This window comes from Pseudanabaena sp. 'Roaring Creek' (genome assembly GCF_001402795.1).
Lineage (GTDB): Bacteria > Cyanobacteriota > Cyanobacteriia > Pseudanabaenales > Pseudanabaenaceae > Pseudanabaena.
The window spans coordinates 1-18,206 of record NZ_LIRE01000713.1 but is presented as its reverse complement, the minus strand read 5'-3'; the positions used below and the strand labels follow the sequence as shown (position 1 = coordinate 18,206).

The 18,206-nt window shown below is 44.5% G+C and carries 14 protein-coding genes and 1 tRNA gene; 8 read left to right on the top strand and 7 right to left on the bottom strand.

From position 1 onward, the window contains the following. Positions 1-56 precede the first annotated feature (56 nt). On the bottom strand, positions 57-2,420 hold the full coding sequence (locus tag AC805_RS20795) for a hypothetical protein (RefSeq protein ID WP_055077175.1): 2,364 nt from the start codon (positions 2,418-2,420) through the stop codon (positions 57-59). 275 nt (positions 2,421-2,695) lie between these two features. Next, entirely contained in the window at positions 2,696-3,412 is a 717-nt protein-coding gene (locus AC805_RS20790; protein ID WP_055077173.1) for an SDR family oxidoreductase, read from the bottom strand. A 387-nt stretch (positions 3,413-3,799) separates the two neighbouring features. On the opposite strand from AC805_RS20790, the gene AC805_RS20785 reads away from it, so the two are divergent. Then, on the top strand, positions 3,800-4,375 hold the full coding sequence (locus AC805_RS20785; RefSeq protein WP_055077172.1) for a Uma2 family endonuclease: 576 nt from the start codon (positions 3,800-3,802) through the stop codon (positions 4,373-4,375). Between the two features lie 42 nt (positions 4,376-4,417). Here the strand turns inward: AC805_RS20785 and AC805_RS20780 are convergent, their stop codons facing one another. Next, positions 4,418-5,248 carry a dienelactone hydrolase family protein gene (locus AC805_RS20780; RefSeq protein ID WP_055077171.1) on the bottom strand — a complete coding sequence of 277 codons (831 nt, stop codon included), beginning with the start codon at positions 5,246-5,248 and terminating at the stop codon, positions 4,418-4,420. Positions 5,249-5,366: 118 nt separating this feature from the next. Continuing rightward, positions 5,367-6,968, bottom strand: coding sequence for a 2,3-bisphosphoglycerate-independent phosphoglycerate mutase (gpmI, locus tag AC805_RS20775; RefSeq protein ID WP_055077170.1), 1,602 nt, complete (start codon positions 6,966-6,968; stop codon positions 5,367-5,369). Between the two features lie 987 nt (positions 6,969-7,955). Between gpmI and AC805_RS20770 the strand changes: the two genes are divergently transcribed. The 3 genes from AC805_RS20770 (at position 7,956) to lepB (AC805_RS20760) (ending at position 11,462) form a co-directional block, all read left to right on the top strand. Beyond that, complete coding sequence (locus AC805_RS20770; protein WP_055077169.1) at positions 7,956-9,797, top strand: aspartate kinase; 1,842 nt, start codon at positions 7,956-7,958, stop codon at positions 9,795-9,797. A 70-nt stretch (positions 9,798-9,867) separates the two neighbouring features. Continuing rightward, on the top strand, positions 9,868-10,572 hold the full coding sequence (gene lepB, locus AC805_RS20765; RefSeq protein ID WP_072143707.1) for a signal peptidase I: 705 nt from the start codon (positions 9,868-9,870) through the stop codon (positions 10,570-10,572). A 317-nt stretch (positions 10,573-10,889) separates the two neighbouring features. Beyond that, positions 10,890-11,462, top strand: a complete 573-nt coding sequence (gene lepB, locus AC805_RS20760) for a signal peptidase I (protein ID WP_055077168.1) — start codon at positions 10,890-10,892, stop codon at positions 11,460-11,462. Between the two features lie 238 nt (positions 11,463-11,700). Here lepB (AC805_RS20760) and AC805_RS20755 read toward each other — a convergent pair. Together AC805_RS20755 and AC805_RS20750 are read right to left on the bottom strand one after the other, a co-directional pair. Next, a tRNA-Ser gene (locus tag AC805_RS20755) sits at positions 11,701-11,787 on the bottom strand. 141 nt (positions 11,788-11,928) lie between these two features. Further along, entirely contained in the window at positions 11,929-13,026 is a 1,098-nt protein-coding gene (locus AC805_RS20750; protein WP_055077167.1) for a WD40 repeat domain-containing protein, read from the bottom strand. A gap of 194 nt (positions 13,027-13,220) precedes the next feature. Here AC805_RS20750 and glyA point away from each other — a divergent pair, with 194 nt between their 5' ends. The 3 genes from glyA to AC805_RS20735 all read left to right on the top strand — a co-directional run bounded on the left by glyA (position 13,221) and on the right by AC805_RS20735 (position 15,218). Next, positions 13,221-14,519 (top strand): serine hydroxymethyltransferase, encoded by a 1,299-nt coding sequence (gene glyA, locus AC805_RS20745; RefSeq protein WP_055077166.1) that lies wholly within the window; start codon positions 13,221-13,223, stop codon positions 14,517-14,519. A gap of 120 nt (positions 14,520-14,639) precedes the next feature. Continuing rightward, positions 14,640-14,870 (top strand): type II toxin-antitoxin system ParD family antitoxin, encoded by a 231-nt coding sequence (locus AC805_RS20740; protein ID WP_156341505.1) that lies wholly within the window; start codon positions 14,640-14,642, stop codon positions 14,868-14,870. Positions 14,871-14,888: 18 nt separating this feature from the next. Next, a complete protein-coding gene (locus tag AC805_RS20735; RefSeq protein WP_055077164.1) occupies positions 14,889-15,218 on the top strand; it encodes a type II toxin-antitoxin system RelE/ParE family toxin in 330 nt (109 codons plus the stop codon). A gap of 254 nt (positions 15,219-15,472) precedes the next feature. On the opposite strand, the gene AC805_RS20730 is transcribed toward AC805_RS20735, so the two are convergent. After that, on the bottom strand, positions 15,473-16,291 hold the full coding sequence (locus tag AC805_RS20730; protein WP_055077163.1) for an HNH endonuclease: 819 nt from the start codon (positions 16,289-16,291) through the stop codon (positions 15,473-15,475). A 207-nt stretch (positions 16,292-16,498) separates the two neighbouring features. On the opposite strand from AC805_RS20730, the gene AC805_RS20725 reads away from it, so the two are divergent. Then, positions 16,499-18,206: ABC transporter ATP-binding protein (locus tag AC805_RS20725; protein WP_055077162.1), on the top strand; the 1,708-nt coding region annotated here is incomplete at its 3' end.

Sequence of the window (18,206 nt, the reverse complement as noted above, 5' to 3'; positions counted from 1 at the left end):
CTACGCGGGCGGTACGCTCTTTTAGGGTTTATTTAGTTACTTAGTTTCATTCATAACTATTTCTGTCCTTGTAATTGCAAGAGAAACTTTGCCTCAGCCGCGCGATCGCTATTGGGATATCTCTCTAGGAGGGTTTGCAGATAACGAGGTTGCTCACTGAGAAAGAAGCTCGAAAATAGCAGGTCATCTATATATTGGCTTTGAGGAAACTTAACCTGTAACTCCGTAATGATGCTGTCGATGCGTCTTTGATAATCCGATCGCATCGCTTTTTCGCGATCTTCGTAATCTTGATAAGCATATCTGCGACCGCTAGTACTCAATTGCCGATATTGGATACTAGCAGTCACACCTGCGGGAGGATGGATACGTTGGGTTTCTGCGAAAGTGTGATCTTCCCACTGGGCAAGGAGAGTCATCGCTACCATATAAAGTGTTTTTTCGCGAATAGCGGTGGAAATACTACTATCTTCAAGCAATTTCTGATAGAGAGAAAGAGCAACCGCATTTTGACTGCCTGCTTGATATTTGGCGAGAATTTCCGCATTACTGCGTTGAGATTCATCGCATACCCACCAATCGCGACAATTCCAATCGGTGGGAAGGAGATAGGCTCGAAATCCGTCCCATATGGGTAAATAACCATTTTCCCAACCACCCATACCTGCCCAATTGGAGGCAATTTGATAGCGCGATTCAGGAGTATTTTCGATTTGCCATTGGCGTAGTTTTTGCCAACGGATTTTTTGCTTGCCGAGCAATTTTTGGGATTCCTTCTTAAAATTTACTACTCGATCTTCTTGTTCCCATCTGTTTCCCTGTGGATAGTAGTAGTCTGCAAGTATCCGATCGGGAATGGTATCTAAATTGATATTTGCCGATACCTCCAGAGCCTTGGCATAATCTTGAGATCGCGCATATTGAATAGCGATCGCATATTGCAACATTGGCGCAAGGGGTTGATTATCGGGTTCTTGCAGTAGAGTTTGGATCTGCTCGATGGACAACCCCACATCCAGCAGCGTTCGCACATGGGGAAAAGCGAGGTACATAGCATCGCGATCGCCCATGGGTTGCACCATCATTTTGAGCCAGAGGCGCATCGCTCCCACGATATCACCATTCGCTTGTAAACCTAGGGCGAGAAAGTAGGTAGCATCATCTGCACCTGAATGATCGGGATAGCTCTTGAGCCATGCTTGCCAAGCATTGAGACGTTCCTTCTCGGAGCGTTTGGCATTGCGATCCAGAATGTCCTGACTGCGAGGTTGCCCATCAAAATAGGAACGTCCTGTGAGATCCCCATATTCGCGACAGGCGATCGCAAATTTAGATTGGGGATATTTGGTCACCATCCCTAAGAGTAGATAATAAGCATAATTACCTTTTGGAGCAAAATTTTCATAACTGACGATTCTTGAGAGGGGATACAGTTGGGATAAATCGTTATTCAAGATGTTATTGAGGAGTTCTGTCCCTTTGATATCGCCATGCCGATCGAGTTCGGCGATCGCCCAAATGCGATCGCTAGCCTGCCGATCATCCGCTAAAGAACGAAAGAAAGCCCGCGCAAATGGGGTGATTTCTCCCGCCTTCATCGCCCCCAACCGTTCGACTAAGATATATTCCTGAGCATCACTCGCTAATTTCTGATAGAAAGCGATCGCGGCTTTAATTTGACCATCGGTGGGTTGTTGAATCTGCTCATACTGCAACCATTCCGACAGCCCTTCAAAATTCTTGCTTTTTTCGTAGGGATTTTTTCCATAAACAGCCTCATAACCGAGGAGTCGCGTTAAAAACTCTAGATTGAATTGGTCGTAATAACGATTAGAACTCTTAGGTTCAAGATTGGCTTTGGCTAAACTGATGAATTCTTCCCGTACTTTCGGATCGTCTAAACCAAATTCTTTCTCCCAGTCCTTACTCTGCGCCTCTGAGTTGTAAGGAGCAATTTCGTAAAAATTGGGATAATCCAAACGCCTCTGAATCTGTCCCTTTAACCATAATGTCGTGTAAGGCTTCCCTAGACTACGAATACCCTCAAGTCCATACTTTTGTCGCGTCTCATCGCGGGAGCGAGCGTAATAACTCAGTAATGGATAAGCCTTAGCTCCATACTTTTTCCAGACTGGATTTTCGACTCTATCCTTCCCCCATTTGGCAACAATAATATCTTGGCGCACTGCTTGAGCGATTTCTTGCCATTGAGGATCGAAACGAAGGCGATCGCGCAAGATGTCATCGATTTCAAGTTGGGAAATTTCCTCAGGGCTGAGGGAATTCGCCAATTTGGACATTTCGGCGGGATTGGGGATTTTGACCGTCCGCGATTGAAAGATTTCTGTAGCCTTAATTGCTACGCTAAACGAGAAGAGCGTGGCAATTATAGATAATATATATAGATGTCGCTTTTGCATTTTACGATCCAAGTTTGACAAGAGGACAGAAGGCTGCATAATAATTTGCTTTCTATAGCAGTCCTAAATCATTTATAGATTTTTTGGTTTGTGGAAGCGCCCCCCGTTCGGGGGGCGCTTCCACAAACCCTTTAGGATTGCTATATCATTAAACTTGATTTGGGCGAGATAGAACTACTTCATAATAAAAATCCCGATCTAAGACCTGCGACGAACGCGCAGCGTTCGTCGCAGGTCTTGTGGTTCGTTTGATTGGTAATTGCTGTAAATGGTTTCTAAAAGAATAAATGACTTTCAGGCTGAATATTGATTTCCATTGGCACGGCTTGCGGATCGGCAGAAAGCGCAAACATGATGGCATTGGCGGCAGTTTCTGGCGTTAACATCTTACTCCGATCGACTTTTAGACTAACATCATCCCAAAAGGGCGAATCAATTCCCCCAAAATAAAACAATGTCATCTTAATCCCAAAGCGGCGAAGTTCGTCAGCCATACATTTGCTAAATCCCACCGCCCCAAACTTGGATGCACAATAGGCGGATGCCATTGCCATCGAATGTTTTCCCAGAATGCCAATTACATTACAAATATGTCCGACCTTACGCTCCTTCATCGCATTGGCGACAATTTGACTGGTGTAGAAATTCCCCTTGAGATTTAAGTCCAGCATTAAATCAAGATCTTGCGGCTCAATGCGATTGAACTGTTTCAGGATTCCTGCACCTGCGGCATTTACTAAGACATCAACCTGTCCAAATTCGGCGATCGCTTTTTGCACCATTCCTTCAACTTGTTCGTATTTAGTAATATCCGTGGGAATCGCGATCGCCTTAGCACCATAATCATCTTCGAGATTATTGACGAATTCCTCTAACTTATGGATATCTCTCGCTACGAGAACTAATTTCGCCCCATTTTCCGCTAATTTGGGTGCGAGTGCGGAACCAATGCCACCTGTTGCACCGACAACGACAACAACTTTATTTTGCATCTTGCTTTGCTTCTTAAAAGTAAAGTATTTATGTTTTAACTTCTTTACAATACTTTACTTTTATTTACATAGGCATGGCAATTCTAGATCGTAGGTATTTTTTTGGTTTGTGAAAGATCTGTCTTTTTCGAGAAGGATAAGTTGCTGGGTGTAATTACAGCAATTATCGATCAAACGAACCACAAGGAGATTTTTGAAAGCGTTGCAAAGCAACGCTTTCAAAAATCTCCTTGGTTTGGGTTTGAGCGCAATTAACTATTCATCAAAGTATTGTCACTCTTTTGTTTAGCAACACCCAAAGGACGAGTAGCGCCACTACTCGTCCTTTGGGTGTTGCTATAAATTAGAATATATGGCAGCAGGAATCATTAGGGTAAAAAATTTGCTATGAACTCCCTAACTATCAACCTAGAACCAGTTTTTGAACTCACTGACGAAAAACTGTTTCAACTCTGCCAACAAAATCGTGACCTAAGATTCGAGCGTGGCGCTAGAGGAGATATTACGATCATGGCTCCCGAAGGTAGCGATACGGGAATGCGTAACTTAGGATTAGGCAGCACTCTCTGGAATTGGAATCAAAGAAAAAATCTAGGAGTTGCCTTTGGCTCTTCGGCGGGATTTATTTTACCCAATGGGGCAATGCGATCGCCTGACGTATCTTGGATTGCCAAGCCAAGATGGGAAGCCCTAACCACCGAGCAACAATCAAAATTTGCCCCGATTTGTCCCGATTTCGTGATTGAGTTAATGTCTCCTAGCGATAGCCTGTCCCTTACTCAAACCAAAATGCAGGAATATCAAGACAATGGCACAAAGCTGGGCTGGCTGATTAACCGCAGGGATCGGCAAGTAGAAATCTATCGCATTGGTCGACCAGTAGAAATTTTAGAATTTCCTGACATTCTCTCAGGGGAGGACGTTTTGCCTGAGTTCGTTTTAGAGCTAAAACTAATTTGGTAAATCACATAAAAAAGAGCGCATCGCGCTCTTTTTTATGTAAACTTAAACTCCGTTTTGCTTAAACCAAGCTTTCAATCGATTCCAGCCATCTTCGGCTTCTTTTTGACGATAAGAGGGGCGATAATCGGCATGAAAAGCATGGGGAGCATCGGGATAAACAACTATCTCCGTATTGGTATTGCAGCTTTTTAGTTGTTCGCGCATTTGCTCGACGGTGTCTAAGGGAATGCCCGTATCCTTGCCACCGTAAAGCCCTAAAATTGGCACTTGTAAATCCTTGGCGATATCAATCGGATACTTTGGAGTTAGTTCTGAAGCTTCGCCCACCAATTTGCCATACCATGCCACACCTGCTTTCACTTGAGGATTATGGGCAGCATAAAGCCATGTAATGCGACCGCCCCAACAAAAGCCCGTAATCCCTAACCTAGAGATATTGCCCTTTGTGGATTGTGCTGCCCATGCTACCGTCGCATCGAGATCGGACATTACCTGTGCGTCAGGGACTTTGCCTACCACTTTGCGGATTTCTGAGATATCAGTGAGCTTAGATACATCACCTTGGCGGTAAAACATTTCTGGGGCGATCGCTACATAGCCGAGTTTGGCAAGGCGGCGACAGACATCTTGGATATAGGCATGAACGCCAAAAATTTCCTGAACCACTAAAATTACGGGAAAATTTTCGCCAGAGTCAGGCATGGCTCTATAGGCAGGAATCGTCCCATCAGTTACGGAGATTTTGACTTCGCCAGCAACGAGCCCTTGGGAATCGGTGGTAATTGTTTTCGCGGAAATGGGTTGTACGGCGATCGCAAAACCTGCTGTCAAGCCGCTAACCGCAATGAACTCTCGTCTGGTCAGTTTTGGCATTTAAGTTATTCCTCAAAACATCTCAAAATATCTGCGGCGCACGCGCAGCGTGCACCGCAGGTTTTAGGGCTTTATATTTAATTAAGCCCACATGCTTAATTAGTCTTAGCCATTAGTCTTAGCCAATTTTGACAGGAGTTTTGACGGCTTGAATCTCGTAGATGGCTTTTTCTAGCAAAGAAACCCCTGTCATTTCTTCTGGCTGTTCGATTTGGAGGATTTCTAAAATCGTTGGGGCAATATCCGCTAGACGACCGCCTGTCGGTTTGAGCTTGACATCAGCTCCATGCCCGTAGATCTTGAGAACTTCACCTTCGACCAAAATAAAGGGCACAGGATTGCTGGAATGGGCTGTCCAAGGATTGCCATGTTCATCCCACATATACTCAGCATTGCCGTGATCGGCAGTAATTAAAGCAGTGCCGCCCGCATTGCCGATGCTGGATAATAATTTGCCCAAACATCGATCAACATGTTCAAGTGCCTTGACGGTAGCTTCAAAATTACCCGTATGTCCAACCATGTCGGGGTTGGCATAGTTAATGACGATCAGCGAGTAAATTCGTTTGGAGATCGCCTCTGAGGCAATGCGCGTCACTTCGGCAGCGGACATCTCTGGTTGCTGATCGTAAGTTGACACCCTTGGGCTATTTACCAAAATGCGATCGTCGCCTTCACTGGCTTCCTCCATTCCACCATCAAAGAAGTAGGTGACATGGGCATACTTCTCAGTTTCGGCGAGACGTAGCTGTTTCATGCCATGCTTTGCGACCACTGGTCCCAACAAATTAGTTAGGTTTTGGGGGAGAAAGGCGACAGGGACAGGGAGGGCACTATCATACTGGGTAAAGGTGGCATAGGCGAGATGTTCGATCCGCTTGCGCTCAAACCCCGTAAAGCTTTCCGCAACTAGGGCTTGGCTGATCTCGCGGGATCGGTCAGGACGGAAATTAAAGCAAATGACACCATCACCAGAGGCGATCGCGCCATGGGCGATCCGCGTCGGAGGCAAAAATTCGTCGGTAATTTTTTCTTTGTAAGCGGCTTCCAGAAAATCTGTTGGCGAAGTTAGCTCGGTGGTGATGCGATCGTCGGTCATGACCTCATAGGCTTTTTGGACGCGATCCCAACGTTTGTCACGATCCATCGCAAAGTAACGACCGATAATGGTAACAATGCGACCGACACCAATCTTATTGATATGAGCCTGTAAGAGCTTAATAAAGTTGATCCCAGAATGCGACAGGGTGTCGCGACCATCAGTGATTACATGTATACAGACATCTTCAATTTGCTGAGCCTTAGCTAAATCTAGCAGTCCCAATAGGTGATCGATATGGGAATGCACGCCACCATCAGAGCACAGCCCTAAAAGGTGTAATTTACTTTTGTTGGCTTTGACTTTCTCACAAACTGTAACCAGTACAGGATTTGATAGCAGGGAGCCATCATCTACAGCATCGGAAATTCTAACTAATTCTTGGGGGACAACCCGACCAGCCCCAATATTCAAATGACCAACTTCTGAGTTGCCCATTTGACCTTTTGGTAGACCGACATCTTTGCCAGAGGCTTGGAGGAGAGTTTTGGGGTAAGTACTCCACAGACTATCCATAACGGGAGTATTTGCTGCGGCGATCGCATTGCCCTCGGTTTCTTCCCTATATCCCCAGCCGTCTAAAATTATCAGAACCAGTGGAGAAACAGACCCCGTTTGCATAAAAGACAGTTCCTTATTGAGTACACGATCACTCCTAAGTTGGTAATCATACCACTGGAGTAAATCTACGGATTATCTTAACAATACTTGGCAATTAGCGAGATCGCAATATATCATAAAAAACTTTTAATAATGCCCAAAATTGCATAGTTTTGCTACAGCCTAACTAAAGAACTATTTAAATTGCTCCTGAGTTAGCCATTCGTTTTACTAGCTGCTTGCTTTCTTGATCCCAATAAGTAGCTTGACATAATTAATTACACACCCAAGCCGTAAAGTTGCACCTCCAAGGGGCGCAACTTTACGGCTTGGGAATTTATAGCTGTCGCCAAATGTACTAGGACATAAAACCCAAGAATTAATTTGGCGGCGCTTCGCACCGCCAAATTAATTCTTGGGTTTTGATTTGTCCTAATTCAAGTGACTGTAGCTATAAAGCACATAAGTTGCGGATAAAAATGTCCCACCCAGTCAAAGTTAGCTTCGACTCCGCTCAGCTAACGTTGACTAAGCATTCCGCTCAGCTAACGTTGACTAAGCATTCCGCTCAGCTAACGTTGACTAAGCATTCCGCTCAGCTAACGTTGACTAAGCATTCCGCTCAGCTAACGTTGACTAAGCATTCCGTTCAGCTAACGTTGACTAAGCATTCCGCTCAGCTAACGTTGGCTGAGCGGAGTCGAAGCCACAGGTACTTTAATTAATAGCAAGTCCTTAAAGTAATTGATGGAGCGATCTCATACTTTATATATAGCTGTATATGTAGCTATCACCAAGTGTACTAGAACATAAACGTCAAGTGACTGTAGCTATAATAAAGGTTTTGGCTTTGGTTTTTAATTATGTCCAGTTACTGAACGAATGTATGATGGATAGTCTGTAGTGCTTTGTCTTGACTTAAGCGAGTTCAACTAAGCGGGTTCAACTAAGCGAGTCAGCAAAATATTGCAATAAATTCTTTCATCGGTTTAAAAATTTCCCTAACGAATGGCGTTAATAGTTCAGAAATATGGTGGCTCCTCCGTAGCCGATGCCGATCGCATTAAGGCAGTACGCGATCGCATTAAGCGGACAGTTGATGCTGGCAATCAAGTCGTGGTTGTAGTTTCGGCAATGGGTAAAACCACGGATGGTTTAGTAGCCCTTGCCGAGTCCGTAGCCCTAACCGATAACCCTACCCTCGAAGAAATCGCAGCGAAAGAGCGTGAGATGGATTTGCTCTTAGCTACGGGCGAACAGGTAACGATCGCAGCGCTCAGTATGGCTTTGCAAGCAGTGGGACAGCCTGCGATCGCCATGAATGGTTCGCAAGTACGGGTTGTCACCGAACCAAACCATACTCGCGCCAGAATTTTATACGTTGAATCGGATCGGATTAGATCTGCTCTTGCTCTGGGTAAAGTCGTAGTCATCGCAGGGTTTCAAGGTGTGGCGATCGATCCAGTTACAGGTTTACCTAGCAGCGAGATCACGACTTTAGGGCGCGGTGGCTCCGATACTTCCGCAGTAGCGATCGCGGCGGCGATTGAAGCCGATATTTGCGAAATTTATACCGATGTGCCTGGAATTTTGACCACCGATCCGCGCATTGTCCCCAAGGCACAAATGCTCTCGGAAATTACCTGCGATGAAATGCTAGAGCTAGCTAGCCTAGGGGCAAAGGTACTGCATCCGCGATCGGTGGAAATTGCCCGTAATTTTGGCGTAAAAATGTGCGTGCGATCGAGCTGGCTAGATGATGCGGGTACGGTCATCACTTCGCCAAGGATTGGCACTGGGAATCTCCAGTCCCTTGAGGTGAATCGTTTTGTGGAAACGGTCTCGATTGACTACGATCAGGTTAAAATCGCCCTTCTCCAAATCCCCGATCGCCCAGGCATCGCCTCGCAATTATTTAAATCTCTTGCCGAACAGGGCATAAATGTTGATTTGATCATTCAAGCCGTACAAGAGCAAGAAGGTGTAAACGATATTGCCTTTACCATTCCCCAAAATCAATTACAGTTGGCGGAAGTCGTCACGCGAGGCTTGGAAATTGGTGCAAGCCTTGTAACGGTTGATTCCGCCATTGCCAAAATTAGCATTATCGGTGTTGGCATGATCGGGCGACCTGGAGTTGCTGCCCAAATGTTTACAGCGCTTGCGGATGTGGGGGTAAATATCCAAATGATCTCCACTTCGGAGATCAAAATAAGTTGTGTGATCGCCGCCGCCGATGGCGAAAAAGCGATCGCTGCCATTCAAGCCGCTTTCGATGTGCCCGTGCGATCGCATCAAGCCTGTGAAATTATTTCTGACAATAATTCTGACAATAATCTTGATATTTCTCCCGTAAGAGGGGTGGCTCTGGATCGTAATCGAGCCAGAATTGCCGTACAGCAAGTACCCGATCGGCCTGGCATGGCGGCGAAAATTCTTGAACAGCTTGTGGAACAAAATATTAGTCTGGACATGATCGTACAGTCTCAATCCGATCGCGATGTTAACGAAATTGCCTTTACCGTAGCAATCGCCGATCTGGCTAAAGCTGAAACTGCCCTAAAACAATTTGCACCAGTGCTAGGCTATGGTGAAGTTACCTGTGATGGTGACATTAGCAAGGTTAGTATTGTGGGTGCAAATATGATCCATCAGTCGGGAATTGCGGCGCGAATGTTTAGCGCCCTTGCTGATTCAGACATTAATATTGAGATGATTGCTACTTCTGAGATTAAAGTTAGTTGTGTAGTGCGTGATCGCCATGCCGAAAAAGCACTCAAGGTGATTCATCAAGAATTTAATCTGTCGGGAGATCTTGCTATCGAAGTTCCCAGCATACTGAAAAAGTAGTAAGTAGGTTGTTAATCGCCACACTTACTAAATCCGCTTTAAGATAAACACATATCCCGCGAGCATTTCTATGTCATCTGATAATTCTAGCGATCGCACTAATAATTCTCCAGTTACGCCTCCGACCGATCCCAAACAAGCTCCCATTGCACCCAAGGAAAGCTCTGTTAAGAACTTCTTAACGGATAATTTGCCCACGGTGACAGTTGCTATTCTGTTGGCGGTCGGTGTGAGAATATTTGTTGCGGAACCACGCTTCATTCCTTCTAGCTCCATGGAGCCAACCCTATTAATCGACGATCGCCTAATTATCGATAAGCTCTCTTTCCGCTGGCGTAAACCCGAACGTGGCGAAATCGTCGTCTTCAATCCGCCCAACAATCCAGTTGTCCCCGATGCCTCTAAGGTGTATATCAAACGGGTGATTGGTCTGCCTGGCGATCGTCTTAGCATTCACGACGGCAAGGTATTTGTCAATGATGTACCTCTAAATGAGCCTTACATTGCTTCGCCGCCTAGCTACACTTTGCCGACCCAAGATGATGCTCTCTGTCCTAATTGTTTTCGTCCTGACAATGTCCAAAATGGGAGGGATAATTATCCCTATTTCACCGTGCCCAATGGTAAATATTGGGTGATGGGCGATAATCGCAATAATAGTCTGGATTCTCATGCTTGGGGATTTATGCCTGAAGAGAATCTTGTCGGACGTGCCATGTTCCGTTACTGGCCCTTTGACAAACGGGCTGGCAACTTAAATGTGCCTAAATACTAGAGCAGATTTCCCCATTCTTTTTTAGATCGTATTTTTAGAATATATTTTTAGAATATTTTCCAATGAGCCTACAGCAATTATCGATCAAACGAACCCCCAAGAAATTTCTGAAAGTGTTGGTTTGTAACGCTTTTAGGAATTTCTTGAGTTTGGATTTGAGCGCAAAGCGCTGTAAGCAGTTAAGCATAATTAAAAACCAAAACCAGAGAGCGTACTGCCCGCGTAGCGGGCGGTACGCTCTTCTAGGTTTTAAGTTTACTTATGCCTAGCTACTTAGGCTCATTTGAAAATAAAAAACAATCTTCACAATCTCAATCATGTCCACAGAAATTAAGCTAGATCCGCAAGCTCCTGTTCAACCTTGGTGGCAACGTCATGGTGAAACCATGCGTATTTTTGCTGTTGCCCTAGCGATCGCTATTTTCCTGCGTACTTTTATCGTTGAACCGCGCTTCATTCCCTCTGGCTCAATGGAACCAACTTTACAGGTGGGCGATCGCATTTTAGTCGATAAGATCTCGCAGCAATGGCAACAGCCGAAATACGGCGATATTTTGATTTTTTATCCACCCGCTTCTCCTGCGATCGGCGATACGAGCAAGGCTTACATCAAGCGCTTAATTGGTATGGAAGGCGATCGCATTGCCGTCAAAAATGGGAAGGTCTATCGTAATGGGGAAGCCCTTTATGAGTCCTATATTGCGGAAGCTCCGAAATATTCCATGCGTGAAGTGGTCGTTCCTAAAGGTTATTACTGGATGATGGGCGACAACCGCAACCATAGCAATGATTCTCACATCTGGGGGTTTTTACCAAAAGAGAATACGATCGGCAAAGCGACCATTAGATTCTTTCCTTTTGGCGATCGCTTAGGCGTAATACAAAGTTAAGAAATGGCGTAGCCATTTCTTAACTGGAAACCCCTTGCTCAAATGCAACAGGTAAAAGCCTTGCTTAGCAAGGCTTTTACCTGTTGCATTTGAGAATTTGCCAGCTTAACCCGAACTGACGTTTTATTACATTTCCCCATACCTTCAACAAGGGAATGGGTGTGAGATACGAGTTTCCCAAACAAAAAAGATTGCCTAAAATCAGCAATCTATTTTGTTTTATGCGGTTTTTATTGAACGGAGAGGGGGAGATTCGAACTCCCGTTAGGTGTGACCCTAAATCTGATTTCGAGTCAGACGCATTCAACCACTCTGCCACCTCTCCAAATATATTTTGCAGTTTCTTTGGTTAGCAAAGCATTAGCAATAATATCATAGTAAGTAATTTTGAAGCAAGTAAAATAAAAGCAGCGCCAAATAATACCAAGTTAAGAAATGGCGTAGCCATTTCTTAACTTGGTATTATTTATCGAAAACCTTTGCCCTGTGAAGATTCCGTCCAAATCATTAGCTCGCCATCAGCATTCGCCGCCGCTAATTTTTTGCCCTGTGGTTGCCATTGCAAAGCGGTAATTTTGCCCATCGGGGTATCTAAAGCCTGCACCCAATCCTTGGCATTTTTCCAAATCGTAATTCTGCCATTTTCATCGGCGGAAGCAAGGGTTTCGGATTTGGGTTTAAAGGCGACTGAACCGACAATGCTGTTATGCCCTTTGAGCAATTCTCCTTCCCAACCTATATTTGGGTCGGCGTGATTTGACCACACCACCACATCGGAGCCGCTTGAGGAAGATAATAAAGGCGATTTTTTGCCTTCTGACCAATCAAAGGAGCGAATCTTGCCTGGGAAACCCTGCATTCGCCAAGGTGAAGGATCGAACTTATGTCCGAGCCAATGCATGACGATGACCAAGTTATCAAGGGTGCTGGAAACTAAGTATTCCCCTGTTTTGCTCCAAGATATTTGAGACACTGCGGTGGGCATCTCAAATAGGACGGGGTCTTCATACCAGTCTTGGGCATTCCAAGTCATAACTCCGCCATCACCGCCAACCGTAAAATAGGGGGCGAGGGGATGCCAAGCGATCGCTAATATGGTTGAGTTTTCAAAATTTAGCGTCGTGATGATATCTAGAGTTTCCGCACTCCAGATCTGCACGTATTTACCAAAGCTAAAGGCTAATTCGTTACGAGTAGGATGCCAAGCCAAATGCTCGATCCATTTATTGCCGAGTTCTAGGGTGGCGGCGATCGCAGGGGTCTCGCCTGCCAACGACCATACCCTTACCTTCCCATCTTGCCCTCCCGCCGCTAGCCAGTGACTATCTGCCGAAAAGCCCAAACAGTCTAAGGAGATTTCCGTTGGTGGTTGCAATTCTCTTTGTTTTTGGGCAATCTGACTGCCTGCAATCTCATCATCAAAGAGGGCTAGTTCGCCCGCAGCAGTGGCAACTGCAAGGTATTTACTATTTGCTGACCATGCGATCGCGGTGACATATTCACTGAGAGTAATTTGCGATTGAGGTTTGTTATTGAGGATGAGATTTGTCTTGGGCTTGGGCATATGGATTATTCGGTTCGATATTCGGTTCGATATTTGGTTCGATATTTGGCTCGAGCTAATGGATTTTAACTCAGGGCAAAGCGCTATCTATCGCCGCGTGTTAGCATAATTTTACGGGTATTTTCGTTCAGGCTAACCCAGTCTCGCTTTAGACCAAACTAATTTCAGACATTCAGCTCAGAAGCTCAGAAAAAATGACCAACTTGTTTCCCATCCTCGCCGCATCCGATCCCCTAGTCGCAGGCTTTATCGGTCAAGAAATCGAGAGACAGCGCAATAATATTGAATTAATTGCTAGTGAAAATTTTACTTCCCTTGCAGTCATGGCTGCGCAGGGGTCGGTGTTGACCAATAAATATGCTGAAGGGCTTCCCTCCAAGCGCTATTACGGCGGTTGTGAATTTGTGGATGAGATCGAATCGATCGCGATCCAACGCATCAAAGAATTATTTGGTGCAGCCCATGCCAACGTCCAGCCTCACTCTGGCGCACAGGCTAACTTTGCGGTATTTCTTACCCTGCTCAAGCCAGGGGATACCTTCTTAGGTATGGACTTGTCCCACGGCGGACATTTGACCCACGGCTCTCCTGTGAATGTATCGGGATTGTGGTTCAACAAAGTCCATTATGGTTTGAATAAGGAAACCGAGCAGCTTGATTTCGATCTGATTCGCGATCTTGCTCTACAGCACAAACCAAAATTAATCATTTGCGGCTACTCCGCCTATCCCAGAATTATTGATTTTGCAAAATTCAGGGCGATCGCTGATGAAGTTGGTGCGTATCTGATGGCTGACATTGCCCATATTGCAGGACTAGTTGCATCTGGACATCACCCTAATCCCATTCCCTACTGCGATGTGGTCACCACCACTACTCACAAAACGCTCCGTGGTCCTCGCGGTGGCTTGATCATGACTCGCGACGCGGCTCTTGGCAAGAAATTTGATAAGTCGGTCTTCCCCGGTTCTCAAGGTGGTCCTCTCGAACATGTAATCGCTGCGAAAGCTGTTGCTTTTGGTGAAGCGCTGCGTCCTGAGTTCAAGGCTTATTCGGGACAGGTAATTGCTAACTCCCAAGCCCTCGCTTCACAATTGCAAGAACGCGGTCTGAAATTGGTTTCTAATGGTACTGATAACCACTTGTTATTAGTTGACCTCCGTTCTATTGGGATGACTGGTAAGGTGGCGGATCTTTTGGTGAGCGGTATTAATATCACTGCCAACAAGAATACGGTTCCCTTTGATCCTGAATCTCCTTTCGTAACTAGTGGTTTGCGTCTCGGTTCCCCTGCGATGACTTCTCGCGGATTGAAAGAAGATGATTTCCGCGAAATCGCTAATATCATTGCCGATCGCCTTCTCAGTCCTGATAGCGATACTGTCCAAGCCGATTGCATCGCTAGAGTTCAAGCTCTATGCGATCGCTTCCCTCTCTATCCCGAATTGGAATATCCAACAATCAGCTCCAAAGAACCTGCTCTAGCAGTCTAATGTCAAAGAGAGAGGGTCGCTTTGCGACCCTCTCTCTTCTGATGGAAAGGTTTGGACTCAACCTATTAAACAATGCTAAGATTGCTAACAAGATTTTATTCATATTGAACGTTTATGAATGTGAGTTTCCCAATACCCAAAGAACTTGAATCTTATATTGAAGTCCAGATTCAATCTGGGAATTATGCCAACGTTGGAGATTATTTTCTATCTTTGTTGCAGCAAGATCGATTGCGAAAGCAAGCTCAGGCTAAGTTAGCTAGTTTGTTGCAAGAAGGACTAGACTCGGAAGCTGAACCCGTAACCCATGCTTACTGGAATGATTTGCGGCGATCGTTACTGGGACAATAAACTGCGACAATAATCAGTATGACTTTTCAAGTGATTGTCAGAGATCGCGCAACTCAGGACATCAGACGAGAAGCAAATTATATTCTGGCAAATGGTAATCGAGAAGCTGCCGAAAGATTTTTAGAGTTTGCTGAGTATGCTTTTTCCCAATTGGCGACAACTCCTAATATGGGGAAGGTTGTGGACTTGCCTCTATCTGATATAGGAAAAGTCCGACAGTGGCGAATTAAAAACTTTAGGGACTATTGGATTTTTTACAAAGTTCAAGAAGAAAAGGTGGAGGTTATACGGGTTTTGCATGGAGCGAGAGATTTAGAGAATATTTTGCCTTTCTTAGAAGAAGTTTAATTCTATTGGGTAGTTTATATTGAAGGGAATCGCCAAATTTCCCACTGCCGATAGGCTAAATCTGTTAGATATCCTTTCCTTGAAATTTTGAGGTTTTTCTTTTTTCTGGTTTCTCGACTGAGTTTGATTTTTTCCCCGTTTTTAATCTTTTTTTGTAAATAATTTCTAAAGATTTCGGATATTCCCAATATAAATATAAAAATTTGGTCAAAGCAAAATGAACCTTCTTTCTGATAGCTTCACCAGATATTCAATCATTTGTCAAGAAAGATTGTTTCTCGATGGAAGCGCAAGAATTCAGGATTAGGTTGAAATTTCTCTGGTAAACGAAGTTGTTTACCAGCATAGTTAACGAAATTGTTTTCTAATGTTTCTTCAGGTAAAAACTCTTGGAGATAAGAACTTAAAACCAATTTATAATTTTCATCGAATGTAATTAGTCCTTGATCGAATGCGACATCGTGCGTACGAGCAAGGCATAAGCCATTTTGAGGATTGAGACGGTGTTCTGACTGCTTATGCCAAGGAATTATATGGCTTGCGATGAGTAGTGTTGGGATTGGATTGCCAGTAACACAGCAACGATTTCCATACGAAGATAAGACCATTTGCCGAAAGAATTTTTGCCCGATCCTGATTTTTGTTGTAACCTGTATTTCTGTTACTTCGATGATTTGATTCGGAGAATTAGTTATGGAATTTAATTTGGAAATTTCAGTCTTTTGTTTAACCAAAGACTGATTAATTTGAGAGAACTCAGAGCCAACTAATTCTTGAAAATGCTCTTCACTTTCTGTGCCTAAATGTTCCCAGTTTGCAGTAAATTCTTCCCAGATTGAAAGATCCGCTTTACTAGCTCCGCTCAATCCTTTTATTCCGCGAGCTTGATGCACAGGATCTAGTGAAGCAAAATTAACGAGCTTCATTGCCAAACTACTAGGAGTCCTACCTATTTTTTTAGCTATTTCTATAATTATTGGTGTTTTTCGATCGAGTTTACCAAACGGTAACTTGCAATATAAATTCATTGCAATGATAAGCTCGTCTCTTGTCCAAGGTTTTCTAAGATTCATAAATTACTCAAGCTTTCAATCCAACAGTTTGTATTAATTTTGGAATCAACAACACTGACTAAAATAGTTTGCAAGCTAACTATTTTTCGATTTTGTTATTTTTTATTAGCCGATCGCCATGACTACCTCCTATAGAATGAAACACTAAATTTTTAGCAAAGGCTTACTAGGCAAGCTTTTGCCAAAATAAAGTAGTATGGATATATTATGGCGCGATCGCAATTTCAAACCCTCCAAAAATATCTCCGTCCTTACTGGAGTGACTTAGCTATTGGCACTGTTGCCCTTCTACTGGCAAACATGCTTGGCACATTTATCCCTTGGTTGATCAAGATATCCGTTGACGACCTTGGCAAAAATCAATCGATTGATTTTCGTCATTTACTGCAATATGTTTGGCTGATCATCGGCTTATCCTCACTCATGTGGGTGATTCGGATGGCATCCCGCGTCTGGATTTTTGGGATCGGGCGGAAAATAGAATATAGTCTCAAACAGGAAATTTTCGAGCATCTACTCAAGCTGCCACCCAGTTATTTTGCCAACAACTCCGCAGGGGAAACGATCAGCATCGTTACTAGCGATGTCGAGAATATCCGTCGCTTGATGGGCTTTGCCCTGCTCAGCATCATTAACTCGGTCTTTGTTTACGGTCTAACGCTACCTGCAATGATCGCGATTGATCCCTTGTTAACCTTGCTATCAATCTCGGTATATCCGATCATGCTAGCGATCGTCCAGAGATTTAGCGGTCAATTGCGTGACGAACAGCTTCAGGTTCAGGAGGAATTATCACAGGTAAGCACGCTTTTGCAAGAAGACCTCAACGGCATGGCTCTCATCAAGACCTATGCCCAAGAGCAAAGCGAACGCGATGCTTTTGGCAAACTTAATGATCGCCTCCTAGATGCCAATCTCAAAATGGCTCGTAGCCGCAATATTTTATTTCCGTTATTGGGTGGTATTGCCAGCATTAGTTTTTTAGTACTAATTTGGTTTGGTGGCGAAAAGTTAGCCAATCCAGCCAATACAACCTTTAAAATTGGTGATTTACTGACCCTAATCATCTATGTCGAGCGATTGATTTTCCCAACGGCAATTTTAGGATTTGTGATGGTCACCTATCAAAGGGGAATCGTCAGTATCAATCGGATTCAGGGAATTCTGGAAATACCTCCTGCTATTACCGATGCCCCCGATGCGATCGCCTTAAGCAAATCAAAGGTCACAGGCAAAATTGAAGCACGAGATCTCACCTTTACCTACAAAGGTTGTCTTCAACCTGCCCTCAGTCATGTTAGTTTCACGATTTATCCGAGCGAAACCGTTGCCATCTTAGGAACGGTTGGTTCGGGAAAATCTACGCTTGCTAGTGCCTTGATGCGCCTAGTAGAAACACCTGCCGATCGCATTTTTATCGATGGCATCGACATTACTAAAATGAGAATTGAAGATCTGCGGGCAATTATCTCCTTTGTTCCGCAGGATAGCTTCCTCTTTAGTGCGACGATGCGTGACAACATTCGTTATGGCAAGCCCCAAGCTTTCGATCATGAAGTAGAAGATTTCGCCAATAAAGCCCGCATCGAGCAAGAAATTCTCAAGTTTCCCAAGCAATATGATACCCTTGTCGGCGAACGGGGCATTACCCTATCAGGTGGGCAGCGGCAGCGTACGGCTTTAGCGAGAGCTTTACTCGTCGATACACCAATTTTAGTCTTGGATGATGCGCTTTCTAGTGTGGACAATCAAACTGCCACAAGCATTTTGGGAAATCTACCCCAAAATAAAACGGTGTTATTTATCACCCACAACCTATCAGCAGCTTCAACCTGCGATCGCATTATTCTTATGGATGCAGGCAAAATCGCACAAGTAGGAACCCATAATGAATTACTGGCTGAGTCCCATCTTT

Excerpts from the sequence above, each read along its gene's own strand:
- AC805_RS20795 (WP_055077175.1), bottom strand. The coding sequence starts at position 2,420 with ATGCAAAAGCGACATCTATATATATTATCTATAATTGCCACGCTCTTC.
- AC805_RS20790 (WP_055077173.1), bottom strand. The coding sequence starts at position 3,412 with ATGCAAAATAAAGTTGTTGTCGTTGTCGGTGCAACAGGTGGCATTGGT.
- AC805_RS20785 (WP_055077172.1), top strand. The coding sequence starts at position 3,800 with ATGAACTCCCTAACTATCAACCTAGAACCAGTTTTTGAACTCACTGAC.
- AC805_RS20780 (WP_055077171.1), bottom strand. The coding sequence starts at position 5,248 with ATGCCAAAACTGACCAGACGAGAGTTCATTGCGGTTAGCGGCTTGACA.
- gpmI (WP_055077170.1), bottom strand. The coding sequence starts at position 6,968 with ATGCAAACGGGGTCTGTTTCTCCACTGGTTCTGATAATTTTAGACGGC.
- AC805_RS20770 (WP_055077169.1), top strand. The coding sequence starts at position 7,956 with ATGGCGTTAATAGTTCAGAAATATGGTGGCTCCTCCGTAGCCGATGCC.
- lepB (WP_072143707.1), top strand. The coding sequence starts at position 9,868 with ATGTCATCTGATAATTCTAGCGATCGCACTAATAATTCTCCAGTTACG.
- lepB (WP_055077168.1), top strand. The coding sequence starts at position 10,890 with ATGTCCACAGAAATTAAGCTAGATCCGCAAGCTCCTGTTCAACCTTGG.
- AC805_RS20750 (WP_055077167.1), bottom strand. The coding sequence starts at position 13,026 with ATGCCCAAGCCCAAGACAAATCTCATCCTCAATAACAAACCTCAATCG.
- glyA (WP_055077166.1), top strand. The coding sequence starts at position 13,221 with ATGACCAACTTGTTTCCCATCCTCGCCGCATCCGATCCCCTAGTCGCA.
- AC805_RS20735 (WP_055077164.1), top strand. The coding sequence starts at position 14,889 with ATGACTTTTCAAGTGATTGTCAGAGATCGCGCAACTCAGGACATCAGA.
- AC805_RS20730 (WP_055077163.1), bottom strand. The coding sequence starts at position 16,291 with ATGAATCTTAGAAAACCTTGGACAAGAGACGAGCTTATCATTGCAATG.